A 17,925-nucleotide genomic window follows, 5' to 3' on the forward strand; every position below is an offset into this window, starting at 1 on the left:
CTCGGAAGAATCCTAATCAGCCTTGTGGGGGCAGGCCAACGAAGCAATTCCATACAAAAGTGCTTCTGTCCTGCTCCCTATTTTGACTTTATCCGCAGACGCCCTTTGCATCTTGATTTAGTCATGGAACTTCTTCGAAGTTCGCTGACATCCGTACTCACATTAGGAAAGTTTCAAAGAAGACTTTGTCTTTAATAAAAAAGACCGGATAACTCCGATCTTTTTAAGTTCCACTCCAAGAACGTTTAAATTTTTTGATGAAAAATTTGATAATAGAATTACCTACTTCATACGATAAAAATCAAGCACTAGTCCGGAAGGGCCTTCAACTAACAGGCTTTCGGTTCCCCAATCGGTTACAACTGGGCCGTTTAAAACCTGGATACCAAGCTCTTTCAACCGTTTGTAGTTCTGGTCTACATCCTCAACCTCGATATGAAGAATGATTCCTGACTGAAAATTTTCCAAAGGAATCAAATGATTTTGAGACAACATGAGACAGTGACTGCCAATCGTGAACTGAGCAAAACTATCATCAACATAATCAGCCTTTTTATCCAAAATACGCTCCAAGCTAGCACAAACTTGGGTAACATCTGAAACGATAATATCTAATTGATTTAAATTCATTTCTTATCCTCCACAAAAAGACCGGATGGCTCCGATCTTTTCAAGTTTCTCTCTATGAAAATCAATGAATAAAATTTACAAACTTTACATTTGATTTTCGACGAGAAGAATTATTTGATTGCGCGTGATTGCAACCCTTCTTCTTCCAAGAAGAGGCGGAATGGTACGAGTTCTTCTGCTTCGTATTTTTCCTTGAAGGCTTTGATAGCTTCTTCTGAGTGCTGTTTTGGATCCAACTCAAGAACTTCTACTGGAAGCGGACGGTGTTGCGTGATACGAGCATCAATCACAACTGTCTTACCTTCTTTGTTGAGTTTCACAGCTTCTGCAACGACTGCATCGATATCTTCAATACGGTTTACTGTGAATCCAACAGCTCCTTGTGCTTCTGCAATTTTCGCGTAGTCAGCGTTAGGGAAGTCAACACCAAACAAGTGTTTGTTTGTGTCTTCGTATTTGTTCTTGATGAAGGCATACTCAGCATTTGAGAAGACCACGTTGATGACTGGAAGGTTGTATTGAACGTTAGTGATCACGTCTGGGTAGCACATGTTGAAGGCTCCATCACCCATGATGTTCCATACTTGGCGATCTGGATTGTCTTTCTTAGCAGCGATACCACCAGGAAGGGCGATCCCCATTGTCGCAAAGAGTGGAGATGTCCGCCACATGTTCTTCGGTGTCATGTGAAGGTGACGAGTTGATGTTTGAGTTGAGTTACCGACGTCGATTGAGTAGATCGCATCTTCATCAGCGTATTTATTAATGGCATTGTAAACTTGGTACAATTGCAATGGGCCTTCCGTTTTACCTTCAAGCTTGTTCATGTAGTCGCGCCAGTTTTGGTTGTTCTTCACGTTTGCACGCCACCATGGAGTAGACTCAACTGGATTTACTTTATCAAGGATCGCTTTGGCTGCTTGACCTGCATCCCCAAGGATGGAAGCGTCAAGGGCATGGCGTTTACCAAGTTTGTAAGGGTCGATATCCACTTGGATGAATTTTTCAGTGTTCTTGAAGGCTTCGTATACTTCAGCAAATGGGAAGTTTGATCCAAGGAAAAGAACTGTGTCCGCTTCAAAGACCACTTCGTTGGCTGGTTTCCAACCAACACGGTAAGCAGAACCTGTCAAACCTTCGTAGTTCCATTCGAAGGCTTCAAAGTTTTTACCAGTTGTAATGATTGGTGCTTTGATCTTGCGAGACAATTCAGTAATCACTTCACCAGCTTTGACACCACCGTAACCAGCATAGATCACTGGGCGTTCCGCATTGTTCAAGATTTCAACTGCTTTGTCAATTTCAACTTCGTTCAAGGCAGGAGCGATAAAGTGACGTTCATAAGAACCTGATCCGTAGTATGAGTTTTCGTCGATTTCTTGGAAGCCAAAGTTTACTGGAATTTCAACAACGGCTGGACCTTTTTTAGAAACGGCAGCACGGCAAGCTTCGTCGATTACTTTTGGCAATTGTTCTGCGTAAGCTACACGTTTGTTGTATACAGCGATACCGTTGTACATTGGGTTTTGGTTAAGCTCTTGGAAGGCATCCATGTTCAGCTCGTTGTTTGGACGTGATCCAAGAATGGCAAGGAATGGAGTGTTATCCATCGCTGCATCGTAAACACCGTTGATCAAGTGAGTCGCACCAGGTCCACCTGAACCAACTGCAACCCCGATAGAGCCACCAAATTTAGCTTGCATAACCGCTGCAAGAGCACCAGTTTCTTCGTGGCGAACTTGCAAGAAACGGATATCTTTGTCTTCAGCCAAAGCGTCCATCAATGAGCTAAGTGTTCCAGACGGGATACCGTAGATCGTATCTACTCCCCATGTTTTCAATACGTTAAGCATTGCTGCAGATGCAGTAATTTTTCCTTGAGTCATTTTAACTCTCCTTTAAAATCTCTTTTGATCCTTTAAAAATGCAGCATAGCGCTTCTACTTCATCTTTGCGATCATCTCGCCTTGAAAATGAGTTTTTTCAGACTTTTCTAATGAAAACGATTTACAAAACGATTACAGTATTAATTTATCACAAAGAGATTCACATGTATAAAGATCTGCTCAAAGATGCTCAATCCCTATTCCATAACAGATGACTATTTTGAGAAAATTTCACAAACTATCCTACAATAGGATTTTATGCTATATTTTCTTACCTGACCTTTTCCCTTAGAGCTGTAAGGAAAGATAAAAAAGAGAGTGGGACAGAAATCAGTAATTCGTTAGAATTCGATTTCTGTCCCACTCTCTTTTCTCACGGCGGAAAGTTTTTGGTATTTCTTGATTCAATCTAAAAATTGGAACTCATTTGTTTTTCTTCGCTGAATCACTTAACTTATATTACTTAAAAAAGTTTTTCTACATTCTAAACGATACTGCATGCTATACCACTTTTTATTTTCTTTAATCTATTTTTGCGACATTGAGGAGTAGCGAGCTGGTCAAAACAGATACGGAACTGAAGGCCATGGCAAGCCCTGCTAGTTCTGGATTGAGGGTCAACCCTAGGGCTGCAAAGACTCCGGCAGCAATTGGAATCCCAATGACATTGTAGATAAAGGCCCAGAAAAGATTGAGCAAGATCCGACGGAAGGTCTTTTGACTCATATCAAAGGCGCGAACGACGCCAAGCAAATCATTTTGCGTGAGCACGATGCCACCCGACTCGATCGCAATATCCGTACCAGATCCCATGGCAATTCCAACATCTGCAATCGAAAGAGCTGGAGCATCATTGATCCCATCTCCAACAAAGGCTACCTTACTGCTTTCTTGCAGTTTTTGGATGGCGCTGGCCTTTTCTTGTGGGAGAACATCGGCAATGACGGTATCAATTCCCACTTGATCGGCAATGGCCTGGGCTACCCGTTCGTTATCCCCAGTTAACATGACGGTCTTTAAGCCCCGTTCTTTGAGCTTTTTGATAGCTTCTTTTGAGCTGGCCTTTGGAGCATCCTGAATGGCAATCAAGCCAATCACTTGACCATCCACAGCCAAACTGATGACTGTCTTGGCCTGCTTTTGCAAATCTTCCATCCGTTTTTCGAGCTCAGGATCCATCGCTGTCCCATCATGGAGTTTGCCATTTCCCAAGGTCACCAACTGCTGATCGATCTGACCTTGGACCCCTTTTCCTTCGATCGCTTGGAAGTTTTCCACAGGAGATAGCACCAAACCTTTTTCTTCTGCTCGTGATAAGACCGCTTGCGCTAGGGGATGTTCTGAAAAAGTTTCAAGACTAGCAGCCAGTGTCAAGACACGCGCTTCATCTCCTACCACATCGGTTACGAGGGGTTGGCCAATGGTGATGGTCCCTGTCTTATCAAACACAACAGTTTGAATCTTTTGCACTTCTTGAAGAACCGTTCCATTTTTAATGAGAACCCCCATCTTGGCACTGCGACCAGTTCCGACCATGAGGGCTGTTGGCGTCGCCAAACCAAGGGCACAAGGACAGGCAATAATGAGGACAGAGACTGCATAGAGCATGGCCTCTTGAAGCGATGCTCCTAAAAGCACGGACCAAACCCAGAAGGTTCCAATAGCTAAAATCGTCACCGCTGGAACAAAGATACCTGAAATCTTATCCGTCAAATCTTGAATGGGAGCACGACTGGATTGGGCCATTTTGACAAAGGCCACAATTTGAGATAAGAGGGTCTCACTACCAACTTTTTCAGCCTTGAAGAGAATGGTCCCATTGCTGTTGATGGTGGAACCAATGACGGCATCACCAACTGATTTTTCCACAGGCAGGCTTTCACCTGTCACCATCGACTCATCAATGGTTGTGCTTCCTTCCACAATGGTCCCATCGACCGCGATCTTTTCCCCAGGACGGACCCGAATCAAGTCACCAATGTGGATATCTTCAGCCGCCACTTCCACATAGTCCCCATCACGAAGAACTTGAGCTGTTTTTGCCTGCAAATCCAACAACTTTTCCACAGCCTTGGAGGCATTTTTTCGCATCCGTTCCTCAAAGACTTGCCCTAAAAGAACAAAGAAGAGGATAAAGCCCGCGCTTTCAAAGTATACTGGTTGACCAGCAAAAAGAGCAAATACGCTATAGACATAGGCTACCAGGGTTCCCAGAGCTACCAAGGTATCCATATTGGCATGGTGTTTCTTAAAAGAAGCCCAGGCACTCTTGATAAAGGGCACACCTGCCACTAGCATAATCGGCGTTGTCGCGAGAAAGGTCCCCCAGTGACTGACTGGATGGGATACAAATCCTGCCATCATCCCGATCATCAAGATCAATAAGGGAAGGGTAAAGATACTGGTGATCCAAAAACGATCCAGCAAACTCAAGACACGACGGCGTTTTTCCACAACCGTGTAGGAACCCTTTTGCATCTTCATTCCACAAGAGAACTCAAAGTCCCCTGTTTCTGTCGGCGTAAAGGAAATGACCTTATCCAAACCGACTTCCAAAGGTTCTAAAATCCCCTGATCTTCAAACAAAATCTCCTTGTAACAGCCGGATGGATTGACCCGATGGAAGGTGATTTCAGCAGGAATCCCTTTTTGGAGTTGAAATTCTTTGGGACTATAGCCCTTTTCTGCTGTAATACGGATCTTTTGCACTCCGTTTTCCACAACTGCTTTTTGATTTTCTGCCATACCTACTCCTTTATTCCACAATCATGTGACCATGCATCATGTTCATTCCACATGAATACCCATATTGGCCCGCTTTTTCTGGCGTAATTTCAATGACATGTTTTTCACCCAAAGGCAAATCTTCATGCACCCCAAAGTCTGGAAAGACCACTTGGTCAAGACATGAAGAGGGATCCTTGCGGTTAAAGATGATCCGGGCTGGAACATTCTTTTTCAGAACGATGGTTTCAGGCGAATAGCCCCCCATAACTTCGACTTCAATTTCTTGATAACCTGATTTTTGACGAGCGTGGTCGCTCATCTTTTCATGTTCTGCAAAGAACCACCAAGCAATAAAAGCAACTACAAGTAAACAAACAATACTAATCACCAATCCAAACATGGAATTTCCTTCTTTCTATTACATACAATTGCAAGGGACTGTTTCGACAGCCTCTGCTTTCTTATCTTCGAGGACTTGTTGTAGCTGATTAAGATCTGCTAGCGTAAAGTCACTCGCCTGAATCATGTTTTCAAGCACCTGGACAATCCTTTTTGAACAAACCTTGTCCTTCACATCCTCAACGACCAAGTCTAAACTCTGGTCCTGCGTCAACAGTGCCGAGTAGACAAAGGCTTTGCCTGATTTTTCTCTGGTCAGACAGCCCTTTTCCACCAAGCGCGTCAAGAGAGTCTTGATGGTCGACTTCGACCAGTCAAAGCGCTCAGACAAGACTGCGATCAAATCCGTGCTGGTCTGCTTGCCTTCCATCCAGATAATCTTCATGATGCGCCATTCCGCATTGGAAATTTGCATGGCCTCTCCTTTCAAAATCTACATTTGTAAATCTTATAATGCTATTCTACTCCCAAGATTTACATTTGTCAACCAAAAAAGACAAAAAAATATTCCTCTTGGAAATAGGGGAAGGTAGACAATCTGTTTTTACAAAAAATCATCTAAGGAAATCTAAAAAGAAATAGAATTGATTTCAATTATAAGAACCATTCAAATATTTCCTGAAACTTTCCGCCGTGAGAAAAGTGCTAGAAACACTATTGTTTCTAGCACTCGGGAGTTTTGGAACCTTAGGTCCAAAACTAAGTCATGGAACTTCTTCGAAGTTCGCTGACGTCCGTACTCACCTAAGGAAAGTTTTTAAGAAGACTTTATCTTCAATCTGAAATTTTTCTTTGAAGATTTGTGAAGATTTGTTTGGTTGGGCTTTTTTCCTATCTTATCTCTATAATTTCTCCTGCAGAGCTTTGGCTAGAATGCGGTAACCAGCCACACTTAAATGAAGGCCATCAGTCGTATAGGCTTCTGCCAACTGCCCCTTTTCATCCAATAAAGACGAATACACATCAACATAGCTGACCTGGTGGTAGGCTTGGGCCAATTCGCGATAGGCTTGATTGAGGGCTTGAATTTTTCCATTGGTCCGCACATAGACCTTTTGCTTGTAGCGTTCTTCTTGACTCACCGGTAGAACCGAGATCAGGTTAATGTGGGTCAGCGGAAAGTCCCGCATGATCGCTTGTAAGACCGCTTCTACATTGTCTAAGGTTTCCTTTTGAGGGATTTCTTTTCCGATATCATTGGTCCCGATCAAGAGAAAGATCTGATCCACCGCCGTTCCAAAGACATGAGCATCTAGATGTTTACGAAGGAGATCCGTCTTATAGCCTCGTACTCCTCGATTGACCATGTGTTTGGGACTTTGTAATAGTTCATGAATGGGGAAATACTCCACGATAGAGTCTCCAATAAAGATCAAACCAGGCTCCTTCAGAGGGGCTTGATTGAGCTCCCGATAGGTTGTTACGATTTTCTCCTGCTCCTTTAAGAGCCAGTCTTCTAACAGCTGTACTGCCATCTATTTCTTTCCTTTCACTTGTTCCCAGGAGGTCAATCCTAGATACTCTTCGATCACCTGGTAGACACCGCCTTCTTGATGACTCGGCGCTAGGTGTTTGGCAACAGCTTGGACAGCTTCTTCTGCATTAGCTACAGCATAGGAGTGAGCAGCCATTTCAAGCATTTCGATGTCGTTTCCGCTATCCCCAAAAGCCATGACCTGGCTGGCATTAAGCTGCCACATCTCCATTAATTGAGCCAGTCCCCAGGCCTTGTGAATGCCTGCTTGTAAGAGATCCATGCTTCCAAAACCGCTCGAAACCGCCATCAGCTGATCTCCAAAAGCCTGCTGGACTTCTTGGCGCACTTGATCGAGACGATCCAAGCCAACCACCAAGCTCATTTTAAGCACCTGATCAAATAGATCTGCTGTCAATTCCGGAACAAACTTCATCCGCTTGTACAAGGCTTCAATCACTTCCGGCTGCATGAATTTCTCAACCTCTGTAAAGACCGTTCCTTCCTTGGCAAAGCCACCATTGACAGCTGACACAACTAGCTGGTCTGAAATTTCCCGCCCCTTAAAATAAGCAAGAACCGCCTCTACTAGTTCTCGATCCCAGAATTTTCCTAGAATCATCTGGTCGTCCTCAAAAATCCGAGCTCCATTGGCTACGACCAGAGTCACCCGTTTGACTAAAGGACCCAAGAGATGGCGCATGCGATGGATTTCATTTCCCGTCGCAATGACAAAGCGAATCCCTTTTTGATCCAAGTGGTCCAATAGCCTTTCCAGGCGCGGAAGATCCACCTCTCCTCGCTCATCTAATAAGGTTCCATCCATATCTGTTGCTATCAACTTAATCATACAATCTAACCTTTTCCTTTTCAAAGAGGGTGTAAATTATCTGTTTCCATTATACCACAGATCAAGCCAGTCAAAACTACCCGTGAGAACAGGTGGCTTCCTCTTGGGCTGAAGGTTGCTACTAAAGGACAAAGGATCTTATAAATATAAGCCCTTTTCTACACTTTCCTGAATTAACTCTTCTGTCAGTTTCCATAATTCTTCCGATTCACTTTTTATGAACTTTTTCTTTTCTAATACCATCTCTGAACGGATATGATCAGGATTATAATTGACTTCTGACACTTCTAAGTGATTAATCAGTGGTACCAATGCGTCAATCACTCTTGCATATCTTGCCTCAGGACTCTGCCCTTTTTCAAACTCCAACCACGAATTTTTCATATTCAAATATGTTGCTTCTGGAAGGAGGCTCATTGTTTTTTCTATAGATTCTAGCTCTCTATCATGAGCATGAAGCTTTTTTTCATCATCAAATACCCAAGTATCTCCAGCATAAATCTCACCTAAATCATGGATCAGTAACATAGAAATCACCTTTTCCATATTCAATTTTTCAGGATAATAATCTTGCAGAACCATCGCAGCGATCGCACCCTGCCAAGAATGCTCGGCACTATTTTCAAACCGTCCATCAAGGGTTCTATTAAACCTTGTTACTGACTTCAATTTCTCTATTTCTTTAATAAATTCAACTGTCTGATTCAAATCACTCATGGCGACTCCAACCTCCCTATTCGAAATTACGACTATCATACCAAAAATCCTGTTTTCCATAAATGAATTCCCGTATTTGCAAAAAGAAAATGCCCCTCTTTTTGGGAGCACCTTCATTTTTCTAACAAGACTACAAGGACAAGCAAAAAAAGCTAATCAGTCTTTACCGGTTAGCTTCTATTTTTCACCCGACAAAAGCCCAAATAATGGCAATTAGCACTGCCGGAAGGAGATTGGCGACCTTGATTCGTTTGCCCCAGATGAGATTGATCCCTACACAGAGAATGAGGCTGGAGCCAACTAGGGACAGATTCGAAAGGGCTTGTGGAGTCATGATCGGTGCGATCAAATGGGCCAACAGCGTGATCAATCCCTGAAGGATCACAAGTGGTACCACCGCAAAGATTGCGCCCTTTCCTTTTGAAACGGTCAAGACCAGAACGATAACCATATCGAGAATAGCCTTGGCCAACAAGGTCGAGGTGTCGCCTGTCAAGCCATCCTGGACAGCTCCGACCACCGCCATAGCCCCGATACAAATGGTCAAGGCCGTGGTCATAAAGGCATCAACAAAGCTGGTATCGCCTTGGTTGCCCGTCTTTTCCTTTAGCCAAGTTCCCAGGCGCTCAAAGCCCTCCTCAATCTTCAAGAGTTCCCCGATAACGGTCCCGATCACTAGACTCAGAATCAACATCATACTGCCGTGACTTTCCACATGACTTCCATGCACCACCAGCATCTTTTCCAAGGTCCCTGCGATGCCCAAGACAAAAACAGCAACTCCTGTCACTTTCAGAAGGGTCTCATGAAAATCTTCTGACAAACGTTGACCGATGAGCAATCCTAAAAGCCCACCAAATACGACCCCTAAGGCATTATAGAAGGTCCCTAAACCGATCATTTACAAACTCCTTCGTTCATTTTCATTCTTTTTCAATCTCTTTCAAAGACCAGTGTCCCGTCTCTTCATACTGGTCAATCAAGTCCTTGGCTGTTTGCGTAATCTCCTCTGGATAATGTAAGCTTTCTAGAGTATTGACCGCATTCTTGGTTACGGCTGACCCTGGCTTGATCTGGTAGTCAAAGACGATCTTGCCATCCACATAGCGACTGTCAAAATGGTAATTATCATTGACCTCACCAGAGGCTGCGACCAGCTCAATATCATGACTGGAGATCATGTAGAGACAGTTTTGAGTAGCCAACCAGCGGACAATTCCAAGGCCTGATCCGATCCGCTCGATGGTATTGGTCCCCTTAAAGAGCTCGTCAATAAAGAAGTAGTGAAAACCAGGCTTTTTCAGATGCTGAATCATACGTAAAATAGCTTTACTTTCGGTGATGAAGTAACTATCTCCAACTTCAATGTCATCGCTCACATCCATAGCCGTTAGCACATGACCATAGGGAAGGGCTAATTTTTCTCCATAGGCAAAGCCTAACCCTTGAGCCAGAATGGCATTGATGGCGACAGTTTTCAGGTAGGTTGATTTCCCGGAGGCATTGTCCCCACTGATGACCATATTTTTCTGAAAATGCACATCATTCGCAATCGGATTAGACAGCAAGGGATGGTAGAGCGTCTCACCTTCAATCCCACCCGTCTCTGTAAAGACTGGCTGACAGACCACTTCTAGATCCCGCTTGTGGCGCAAGAGGCTAATAGCGACTTCCATCTCTCCAAGGAGATCCAGAAGTTTCTGGGCCTCTTTTTGATGAGCCTTCACCTGATTGTAAATATAAACCTGAGCGATCTGCGGGAGTAAAAAGAGGACATTGAGGTAGAGGAGAACAATTTCCATCTCAGAGGTCCCCGTTGGACTCTGCAAGACACTGGCAAGGATCCGCGTTTTCTTAAAGGGTTTGACTGCCTGCTTGAGTTCTTCTTGTTGTGGCAAGGCTAGATGGCTCAAGCGTTCTGCCGAAGCAAAGATGCGAACCAAATAGCTGACATTGTCCAGACGGATTTTATTGGACCAATTGCGCAAACTCGAAAAGACGATATTAAAGACCACACTGATCACCAAGAGGGTGATGGCCCCGACTGGCTCAAAGGGGATGGCAAAGAGACAGATAATGGGAAGGCAGGCCAAGGCTAGATAGAGGGGCAAACCTGCATAATGCTTGCCGGGATTTGCGACAATACTCCGCGCCATGTTGTGGTTCTTCTTGCCTAGTTGGTTGAAAATGACCTGGACCTTGAGGCGCAAATCAGGATGCTCTTCAAAGAAGGCTTCTAAGTCATGAAGCTGGTCCTGAGGCTGGAATTCCAGCAGGCGCATTTTTTGATAGAGAGCCTCTGCTCCAAGGCTCGATTGGGTATAGTTGAGCTGATCAAAGACCGCATCCAAAGCCAAATCATGCCAGGTCTGATCATCCACTTGGCTATCGATCGTCCTTCCCTTAGCTGGATAAGTCAGACTATCTATCAAACTTTCTTCTGTGTCTTTCTTGCGAAAGAAAGGCGCTCCATCCCAAGCCTTCTTCAGCTTTTGCTTGAGGCGGATAGCCGTAAGAAATTTGGTTGCCCAAATCACCACTATCAATCCTAGGATCCCAAGCGGGATCCAGTTCACATTTCCTTCCATGCTCTATTCCTTTCCACTCTGAGGCCAGTCCAAGTGAACATGTTCCTTCATTTCTCGGTAGGCCGTATCCACTCTCTCCTTGGTCTCCTCATCTAGCTTGTCGCGGTATTTGCCACCCTGGATAAAATCTTCCAAAATATAGGTCTGGTACTTGTACAAGTCATAGCCTTCAGGAGAATAGGTTCCCTTCGGAGTCCGACTAACCCAGGTTGGATGAGCAGTAGCCGTCTTAATCCGTGTCTTGCGACCAACCTTTTCGATGGTCACATCCATCAAGACCCCTCGCTCTGTCCATTGGGCAGTCTCTACGTCCCCCATCGTTTCCAGACGCTGATTGGAAAGGAAATTCCCCATCGAGTAGATGATGAGCTTGTTTTGACCATCTTTATTGACCACTTCAGCAGGCTCTACAACATGGGGATGACCGCCAAAGACGATATCAGCTCCCCAAGAAACCATCTTGTGATAGAGCTCTTTTTGCTCTTCTGTCGGCTCCAACTGGTACTCGATTCCCATCTGAGGCATGACAATGGTGATATCGGCCTCTTGCTCTGCCTTTTGGATCTCCGCCTTCATCCGCTCTTCATCCAGATCAGACAAGACATCCGCCTGCTCTTCTGGAGTGAGCGTCGTTTCCATCCCATTAAAGCCGTAAGCATAAGCTAAAATAGCAATCTTGATGCCATTCACTTCCTTGATCACCAAGGGGGCCTGGCCTCTCTTTTCATGCGTGTAGACACCGACAGGTGTGATGCCTGCATCTTCAAAGGCCTTGGCTGTCGAATAGACCCCTTCTAGACCTGAATCCAAGATATGGTTATGTCCCAAATCCATGACATCATAACCAGCATCCTTGATGGCTGGTACGACTTCGCTCGGCGCATTAAAAAGAGGATATCCTGACAAATAATAATTGGGGTTAATGGTTCCCTCAAAATCGCCCAAGGCTAGATCCGCTTTTTGTAGCCAGGGTTTGACATACTCATAATTTTCATGAAAATCATAGCTTCCATCTTCTTTTTGCGCGCTCATATAAAGCAAATCATGGTAGAGCTGGTCTCCATTAGCCATGATCCGCGCTGTATGAGGAATCTGATCAGCCGGTGTCTTGGCCTTGTACACAACCTCTGGCCGTTCGGTTGCGGTGATCGGAAAGCCTTGAAACTTTTGCACCCACAAGATGGCATTGGCCACGATAAAAACGACAGACAAGAGCACATAGACAAACTGTTCATTGGTCAGTCGAATCTTTGAAAAAAGACGATCAAAAGCCCAATCAAAGGCTGCCGATAGCTCTTTTCCCATCGTTTTGATGGTTCCTTTCACACTCTCCCACTTCTCTAACATTCCTACCCCTTCTTCGTACCTAGTTTCTCCAATGATCCGCCAACAGATTGAGCTGTCATTGAAATACTTTCTCTTCATTGTATCACAAATTTCCAGAGGAGAAAAAAAGTTCTGCAAAACAGAACTTCTAAATGATTTGATATTAAAAGAATGGTTTCTTCACAGCAGAAAACATCATTACGATTTTCAACTGATGTAAGCATCTACTGAAACTTTCCGCTGTGAGAAAAGTGCATGAAACAATGATGTTTCAGGCACTCGGGAGTTTTGAACCTAAGGAAAGTTTCTAAGATGCTTTTTCTATTATCTCAATGCTTTTAACAAATAACCATAGCCTTCTTGCTCCATTTCCTCTTTTGTAATAAAGCGCAGAGAGGCCGAATTGATACAATAGCGAAGGCCACCTTGGTCTTTGGGTCCATCGGTGAAGACATGGCCGAGATGGGCATTGCCTGAGCGGGAACGAACTTCGATCCGCTCCATTCCGTGGCTATGGTCCTGGTAATAGTGGACCACATCTTTGGCAATGGGACGGGAGAAACTTGGCCAGCCACAGCCAGATGCAAACTTATCCTTAGCAAAAAAGAGTGGCTCCCCAGTCGTAATATCCACATAGATGCCCTCTTCAAAGGTCTGATCATAGGCATTGTGGAAAGGACGTTCCGTCGCACTTTCTTGAGTGACTTGGTACTGTTCTGCTGTCAGTTTCGCTTTTAAGGTTTCTTGATCTGGCTTCTGATAAGCTGCCGGATCAATCAAGGGCTGCTCAGCATCTGTCACATCGATATGGCAATAGCCTCCAGGATTCTTCTTAAGGTAGTCTTGGTGGTAATCCTCAGCTAGGATATAGTGGCGCAAGGGTTCCAACTCAACCGCGATTTTGTGGCCCAGTTGCTTCTCTTCTTCCGCAAACAGGTGGGCGATCACTTCACGGTCTGCCTCGTCTGTATAATAGACACCGGTCCGGTACTGGCGTCCTCGATCATTTCCTTGCTTGTTAATGGACAAGGGATCGATCACCCGGAAATAGTAGAGCAGAATCGCTCGTAGGGTGATTTTATCTGGATCGTAAATGACCTGAACGGTCTCTGCATGATCCGTTTCCTTGATCAGTTGGTAATTGGTCGTTTCTACCTGGCCATTGGCATAGCCCACCGTCGTCTCTTCTACACCCGGGATCCGTGAAAAATATTCCTCTAAGCCCCAAAAACAGCCACCTGCTAGATAAATCTCTGCCATCTTTTTTCCTCGCTTCCTGCATTCCCCACAAGGAACGCTTGACATCTATTAGCTCCATCATAATCCAAGAGCCTCAGATTTTCAAGGATTCTGCATCAAAAATCCCTTCTACTATACTAGTAAAAGGGATAAAGGCATTCCCACTTATTTTTCAAATAAGAAAAAGAGCGAGTAATAAAAGTTCCAAAACGATAGGGTTAACTGATGTAGAAAATCATGAAGGACTACCATGACCAACACCTCCTCTGAATATCTGTGGACAAACTCAAGGCACATCAACTATAAAAGCACCGTCGGTCCGTAGACCTGTAACTGAGGCTTCACAACCTCGTAATGCCAGTGATCATAAGCTCGCCAAGCTTGAAAGGCCTCTTCGTTCAAAGCTAGCCCACCCAGACCAATCAATAAACTGGCGGTCTGATAAAACTTTTCCAACTCAATCAACAGACGATTGTCAACCCGCCTAGCCTTTCGTAAACCTTTCAACATCTGATCTAGATTTTCTCGAAATCGAAGGGCATCTGGACTGGGGGTGAATCCCTTAGAAAAGGCTGTTTGAAGAAGGGTGATCGTCGTCCTTGCCTCTTGAATCACGTCCCTTTCTTCCATAGAAATCACCTTCCTTTTCACCTCCATTGTACACCTTTTTCTCTCTATAAAAATGGATAATTCCTAAAACTAGGAACAGAATGATCTCTCTTGATAAGAAACCATAAAAAACTTCCCCAAGTTTCCACTTGAGGAAGTTCTTTTCGAAAGATTAGTCAATGTAGTGCAATTTCCCACGGAAGTCTTCTAGGCTTTGGTAGCCTTTTTCTTCCATGATAGCTTTGAGCTCCGCAGTGATGCGGTCAAAAGCTCCTACTCCTTCTTTATGCAGCGTCGTTCCGATTTGCACCATACTAGCCCCACAAAGGATATGCTCAAAGGCATCGCGACCAGTCAAGACACCACCTGTCCCCACAATCTGAATTTCTGGATTCAGACGTTGGTAAAAGGCATGGACATTAGCGAGAGCCGTTGGTTTGATGTATTCTCCACCAATCCCACCAAAGCCGTTCTTCGGACGAATCACCACAGATTCATCCTCAATGTAGAGGCCATTGCCGATCGAATTGACGCAGTTGACAAACTTGAGCGGGTATTTGTTAAAGATCGCTGCCGCCTGATCAAAATGAACGATATCAAAATAAGGTGGCAACTTGATCCCTAGAGGTTTTGTGAAATAGGCAAAGACCTCGGACAAGATCCGATCTGTCGTATCAAAATCATAGGCAATCTGAGGTTTCCCAGGGACATTGGGACAAGATAGGTTCAACTCTGTCAAGCCTTTAAAGTCACTGTCTTGCACCTTTTTCAAGATAGTATGAGTTTCTTCAGGAGACATGCCGACGAGAGATAAGAAGAAGGTCCGATCTGGATCCGTTTCTTGCAACTCCAATAAGTAATTCAAATAATAGTCCAACCCTTGGTTAGGTAGCCCCATCGAATTGATCGAACCAAGCGGCACATCTTGGTAGCGTGGCTCTGGATTGCCAGCACGGAATTCTAAGGTCGCTGTCTTGGTCACAAAGGTTCCCGCAGCTGAGTTCTTCACTTCTTCTAATTCCTCAGTAGTCATACAGGCTACACCCGCCGCATTCATCAAGCAGTTGTCAAATTCAAAACCAGCAATTTGCGTTTTTGTCGATACCATCTTGTACTCCTTTTTTGAAACACCACCAACAGAATCGTTCGGGATGCTCTCTATTTTCTTCTTTCATTATACCATCACTTGGAAGCTTCCGGACAATCAAAGCTAAAAATTCTTCCAAACATTCGGACTTTCCTAGTCTCGATAAAATTTTCAGAAAATTCAACTTTTTTCTTTACAAGCCAAAAAAAGTCTGCTATAATGATCCATGTAATAAAACATGACATTGTTTGTCAACTGTCTCAAAGCCACTCCCCTAGCGGGTTTGCTGGTTTTCGTTTCATTCACAAAGGAGAATTAACATGACAACTGCTAAAGAATATATCCAAAGCACTTTCGAAACTGTAAAAGCTCGTAACGGCCACGAAGCTGAATTCCTTCAAGCTGTTGAAGAGTTCCTCAGCACTTTGGAACCTGTTTTTGAAAAACATCCTGAATACATCGAAGAAAACATTTTGGCTCGTATTACAGAACCTGAACGCGTGATTTCTTTCCGTGTTCCTTGGGTTGACCGTGAAGGAAACATCCAAGTAAACCGTGGTTACCGTGTTCAATTCAACTCTGCTGTAGGTCCTTACAAAGGTGGTCTTCGTTTCCACCCAACTGTTAACCAAGGGATCTTGAAATTCCTCGGTTTCGAACAAATCTTCAAAAACGTCTTGACTGGTCTTCCTATCGGTGGTGGTAAAGGTGGATCTGACTTCGATCCTAAAGGAAAAACAGACGCTGAAGTGATGCGTTTCTGCCAAAGCTTCATGACGGAATTGCAAAAACACATCGGTCCTTCTCTTGATGTCCCAGCTGGTGATATCGGGGTTGGTGGACGTGAAATCGGATACCTTTACGGTCAATACAAACGCCTTCGCCAATTCGATGCTGGTGTCTTGACTGGTAAACCTCTTGGTTTCGGTGGTAGCTTGATCCGTCCAGAAGCAACTGGTTATGGTTTGGTTTACTATACTGAAGAAATGCTCAAAGCCAATGGCGACAGCTTTGCTGGTAAGAAAGTCGTGATCTCAGGTTCTGGTAACGTTGCTCAATACGCTCTTCAAAAAGCAACTGAACTTGGTGCAACTGTTATCTCTGTCTCTGACTCAAACGGTTACGTGATCGACGAAAACGGTATTGACTTCGACCTTCTTACAGATGTTAAAGAAAAACGTCGTGCTCGTTTGACTGAATACGCTGCTGAAAAACCAACTGCTACTTACTACGAAGGTTCTGTATGGACTTATGCTGGTAACTATGACATCGCTCTTCCATGTGCAACTCAAAATGAAATTGATGGCGATGCTGCAAAACGCTTGGTCGCTCAAGGTGTGAAAGTTGTCTCTGAAGGAGCAAACATGCCAAGTAACATCGATGCCATCAACGTATACAAAGAAAATGGTATTCTTTACGGACCTGCTAAAGCAGCCAATGCTGGTGGGGTTGCTGTATCTGCTCTTGAAATGAGCCAAAACAGCCAACGTCTTTCATGGACACGCGAAGAAGTGGACGGACGTTTGAAAGACATCATGACCAACATCTTCAACACTGCTAAAACAACTGCAGAAACTTACGGTCTTGGTAAAGATTACCTTGCAGGTGCCAACATTGCTGCCTTTGAAAATGTTGCAAACGCGATGATTTCACAAGGTCTTGTATAATCAATCGATATTTTTCTTTGAGACCTTCGGGTCAAAGCCTCTCAACTCCTGAAACCAGTATGTTTCAGGAGTTTTTTTGTAGCTACCGACCTCTATCAAGTCAACCCGACCAAGGGAGAAAAGCCATTTTTAAGACAAGGGGTTCGACCTTCTGTAGTGGGGAGATGTAAGCCCTCTCTTTTTCTGTATCTTTTTCTAAAAAAATTTTATTTTTTTTACTTTACCCCCTTGCATTTTTAATGAATTAGTATTAAACTATAGCAAAAGGAGGTGTGCTTATGTTTCTTTTAGCTCAAGAAAAATCAGATACGATCGAATTCCTTAAGTCTGAATTGATGCAACTGCTTTCTGATATGCGTCAGGAGGTTTCAGCTAGCCGTCAATCACAGACCGGTGCAGTTTGCCATCATATTGAATATTGCATGGACAAGATCCAAAGGGCAAAAAGTTCCGTAACCATTGCCCTCCCCATCGAATCCTTAAATCTCGAAATCACGACGATGTTGCGCCAGCAACTCATCGTCTTGCCACCAGAGGCTCGAAAAAATTGGGACCAGATTAAAAAGCTGGACTTCAAATACTGCCACTTAAAATAGACCAAAAAAGAGAGTGGGACAGAAATCGGTAATTCGTTAGAATTCGATTTCGTCGTCCCACCTCCGCACAGTTGAGTAGGGCTGTAAAAGCTGATGAAATCAGCGTAGTAGAGCCCACTCAACCACTGCG

General features: G+C 44.2%; 16 protein-coding genes. 2 read left to right on the forward strand and 14 right to left on the reverse strand.

What is annotated here, in order from left to right:
• Positions 1–282: 282 nt before the first annotated feature.
• From PCY07_RS09950 to PCY07_RS10015, 14 genes are all read right to left on the reverse strand, one after another.
• The gene (locus PCY07_RS09950; protein WP_003017645.1) at positions 283–630 is read right to left on the reverse strand and encodes a VOC family protein; all 348 of its coding nucleotides are present in this window, start codon (positions 628–630) and stop codon (positions 283–285) included.
• A gap of 110 nt (positions 631–740) precedes the next feature.
• Complete coding sequence (gene spxB, locus PCY07_RS09955; RefSeq protein WP_301356296.1) at positions 741–2,516, reverse strand: pyruvate oxidase; 1,776 nt, start codon at positions 2,514–2,516, stop codon at positions 741–743.
• Between the two features lie 522 nt (positions 2,517–3,038).
• Complete coding sequence (locus tag PCY07_RS09960) at positions 3,039–5,261, reverse strand: heavy metal translocating P-type ATPase (protein WP_301356294.1); 2,223 nt, start codon at positions 5,259–5,261, stop codon at positions 3,039–3,041.
• A 10-nt stretch (positions 5,262–5,271) separates the two neighbouring features.
• Positions 5,272–5,643, reverse strand: a complete 372-nt coding sequence (locus PCY07_RS09965; protein WP_301356292.1) for a cupredoxin domain-containing protein — start codon at positions 5,641–5,643, stop codon at positions 5,272–5,274.
• 18 nt (positions 5,644–5,661) lie between these two features.
• Entirely contained in the window at positions 5,662–6,057 is a 396-nt protein-coding gene (locus PCY07_RS09970) for a CopY/TcrY family copper transport repressor (RefSeq protein WP_301356290.1), read from the reverse strand.
• 427 nt (positions 6,058–6,484) lie between these two features.
• Positions 6,485–7,117 (reverse strand): SGNH/GDSL hydrolase family protein, encoded by a 633-nt coding sequence (locus PCY07_RS09975; protein ID WP_301356288.1) that lies wholly within the window; start codon positions 7,115–7,117, stop codon positions 6,485–6,487.
• On the reverse strand, positions 7,118–7,966 hold the full coding sequence (locus PCY07_RS09980) for an HAD family hydrolase (RefSeq protein WP_175742860.1): 849 nt from the start codon (positions 7,964–7,966) through the stop codon (positions 7,118–7,120).
• 138 nt (positions 7,967–8,104) lie between these two features.
• Positions 8,105–8,683, reverse strand: coding sequence for an HD family hydrolase (locus tag PCY07_RS09985; RefSeq protein WP_301356285.1), 579 nt, complete (start codon positions 8,681–8,683; stop codon positions 8,105–8,107).
• Between the two features lie 184 nt (positions 8,684–8,867).
• Complete coding sequence (locus tag PCY07_RS09990; protein ID WP_070675372.1) at positions 8,868–9,584, reverse strand: DUF554 domain-containing protein; 717 nt, start codon at positions 9,582–9,584, stop codon at positions 8,868–8,870.
• Between the two features lie 22 nt (positions 9,585–9,606).
• Positions 9,607–11,271 carry a hypothetical protein gene (locus PCY07_RS09995; RefSeq protein WP_301356281.1) on the reverse strand — a complete coding sequence of 555 codons (1,665 nt, stop codon included), beginning with the start codon at positions 11,269–11,271 and terminating at the stop codon, positions 9,607–9,609.
• Positions 11,272–11,274: 3 nt separating this feature from the next.
• Positions 11,275–12,618: a CapA family protein gene (locus PCY07_RS10000; RefSeq protein ID WP_301356279.1), complete on the reverse strand. Its 1,344-nt coding sequence runs from the start codon at positions 12,616–12,618 to the stop codon at positions 11,275–11,277.
• 303 nt (positions 12,619–12,921) lie between these two features.
• Complete coding sequence (gene msrB / locus PCY07_RS10005; RefSeq protein ID WP_301356277.1) at positions 12,922–13,857, reverse strand: peptide-methionine (R)-S-oxide reductase MsrB; 936 nt, start codon at positions 13,855–13,857, stop codon at positions 12,922–12,924.
• A 279-nt stretch (positions 13,858–14,136) separates the two neighbouring features.
• Positions 14,137–14,493: a helicase BlpT gene (locus tag PCY07_RS10010; RefSeq protein ID WP_367316949.1), complete on the reverse strand. Its 357-nt coding sequence runs from the start codon at positions 14,491–14,493 to the stop codon at positions 14,137–14,139.
• A 124-nt stretch (positions 14,494–14,617) separates the two neighbouring features.
• The gene (locus PCY07_RS10015) at positions 14,618–15,553 is read right to left on the reverse strand and encodes a dihydroorotate oxidase (protein ID WP_003016837.1); all 936 of its coding nucleotides are present in this window, start codon (positions 15,551–15,553) and stop codon (positions 14,618–14,620) included.
• 299 nt (positions 15,554–15,852) lie between these two features.
• On the opposite strand from PCY07_RS10015, the gene gdhA reads away from it, so the two are divergent.
• The gene (gdhA, locus tag PCY07_RS10020) at positions 15,853–17,199 is read left to right on the forward strand and encodes an NADP-specific glutamate dehydrogenase (protein WP_049488980.1); all 1,347 of its coding nucleotides are present in this window, start codon (positions 15,853–15,855) and stop codon (positions 17,197–17,199) included.
• Positions 17,200–17,477: 278 nt separating this feature from the next.
• Complete coding sequence (locus PCY07_RS10025) at positions 17,478–17,795, forward strand: hypothetical protein (protein WP_049499760.1); 318 nt, start codon at positions 17,478–17,480, stop codon at positions 17,793–17,795.
• Positions 17,796–17,925: the final 130 nt, after the last annotated feature.

Source organism: Streptococcus sp. SP1 (genome assembly GCF_030440005.1).
GTDB lineage: Bacteria > Bacillota > Bacilli > Lactobacillales > Streptococcaceae > Streptococcus > Streptococcus parasanguinis.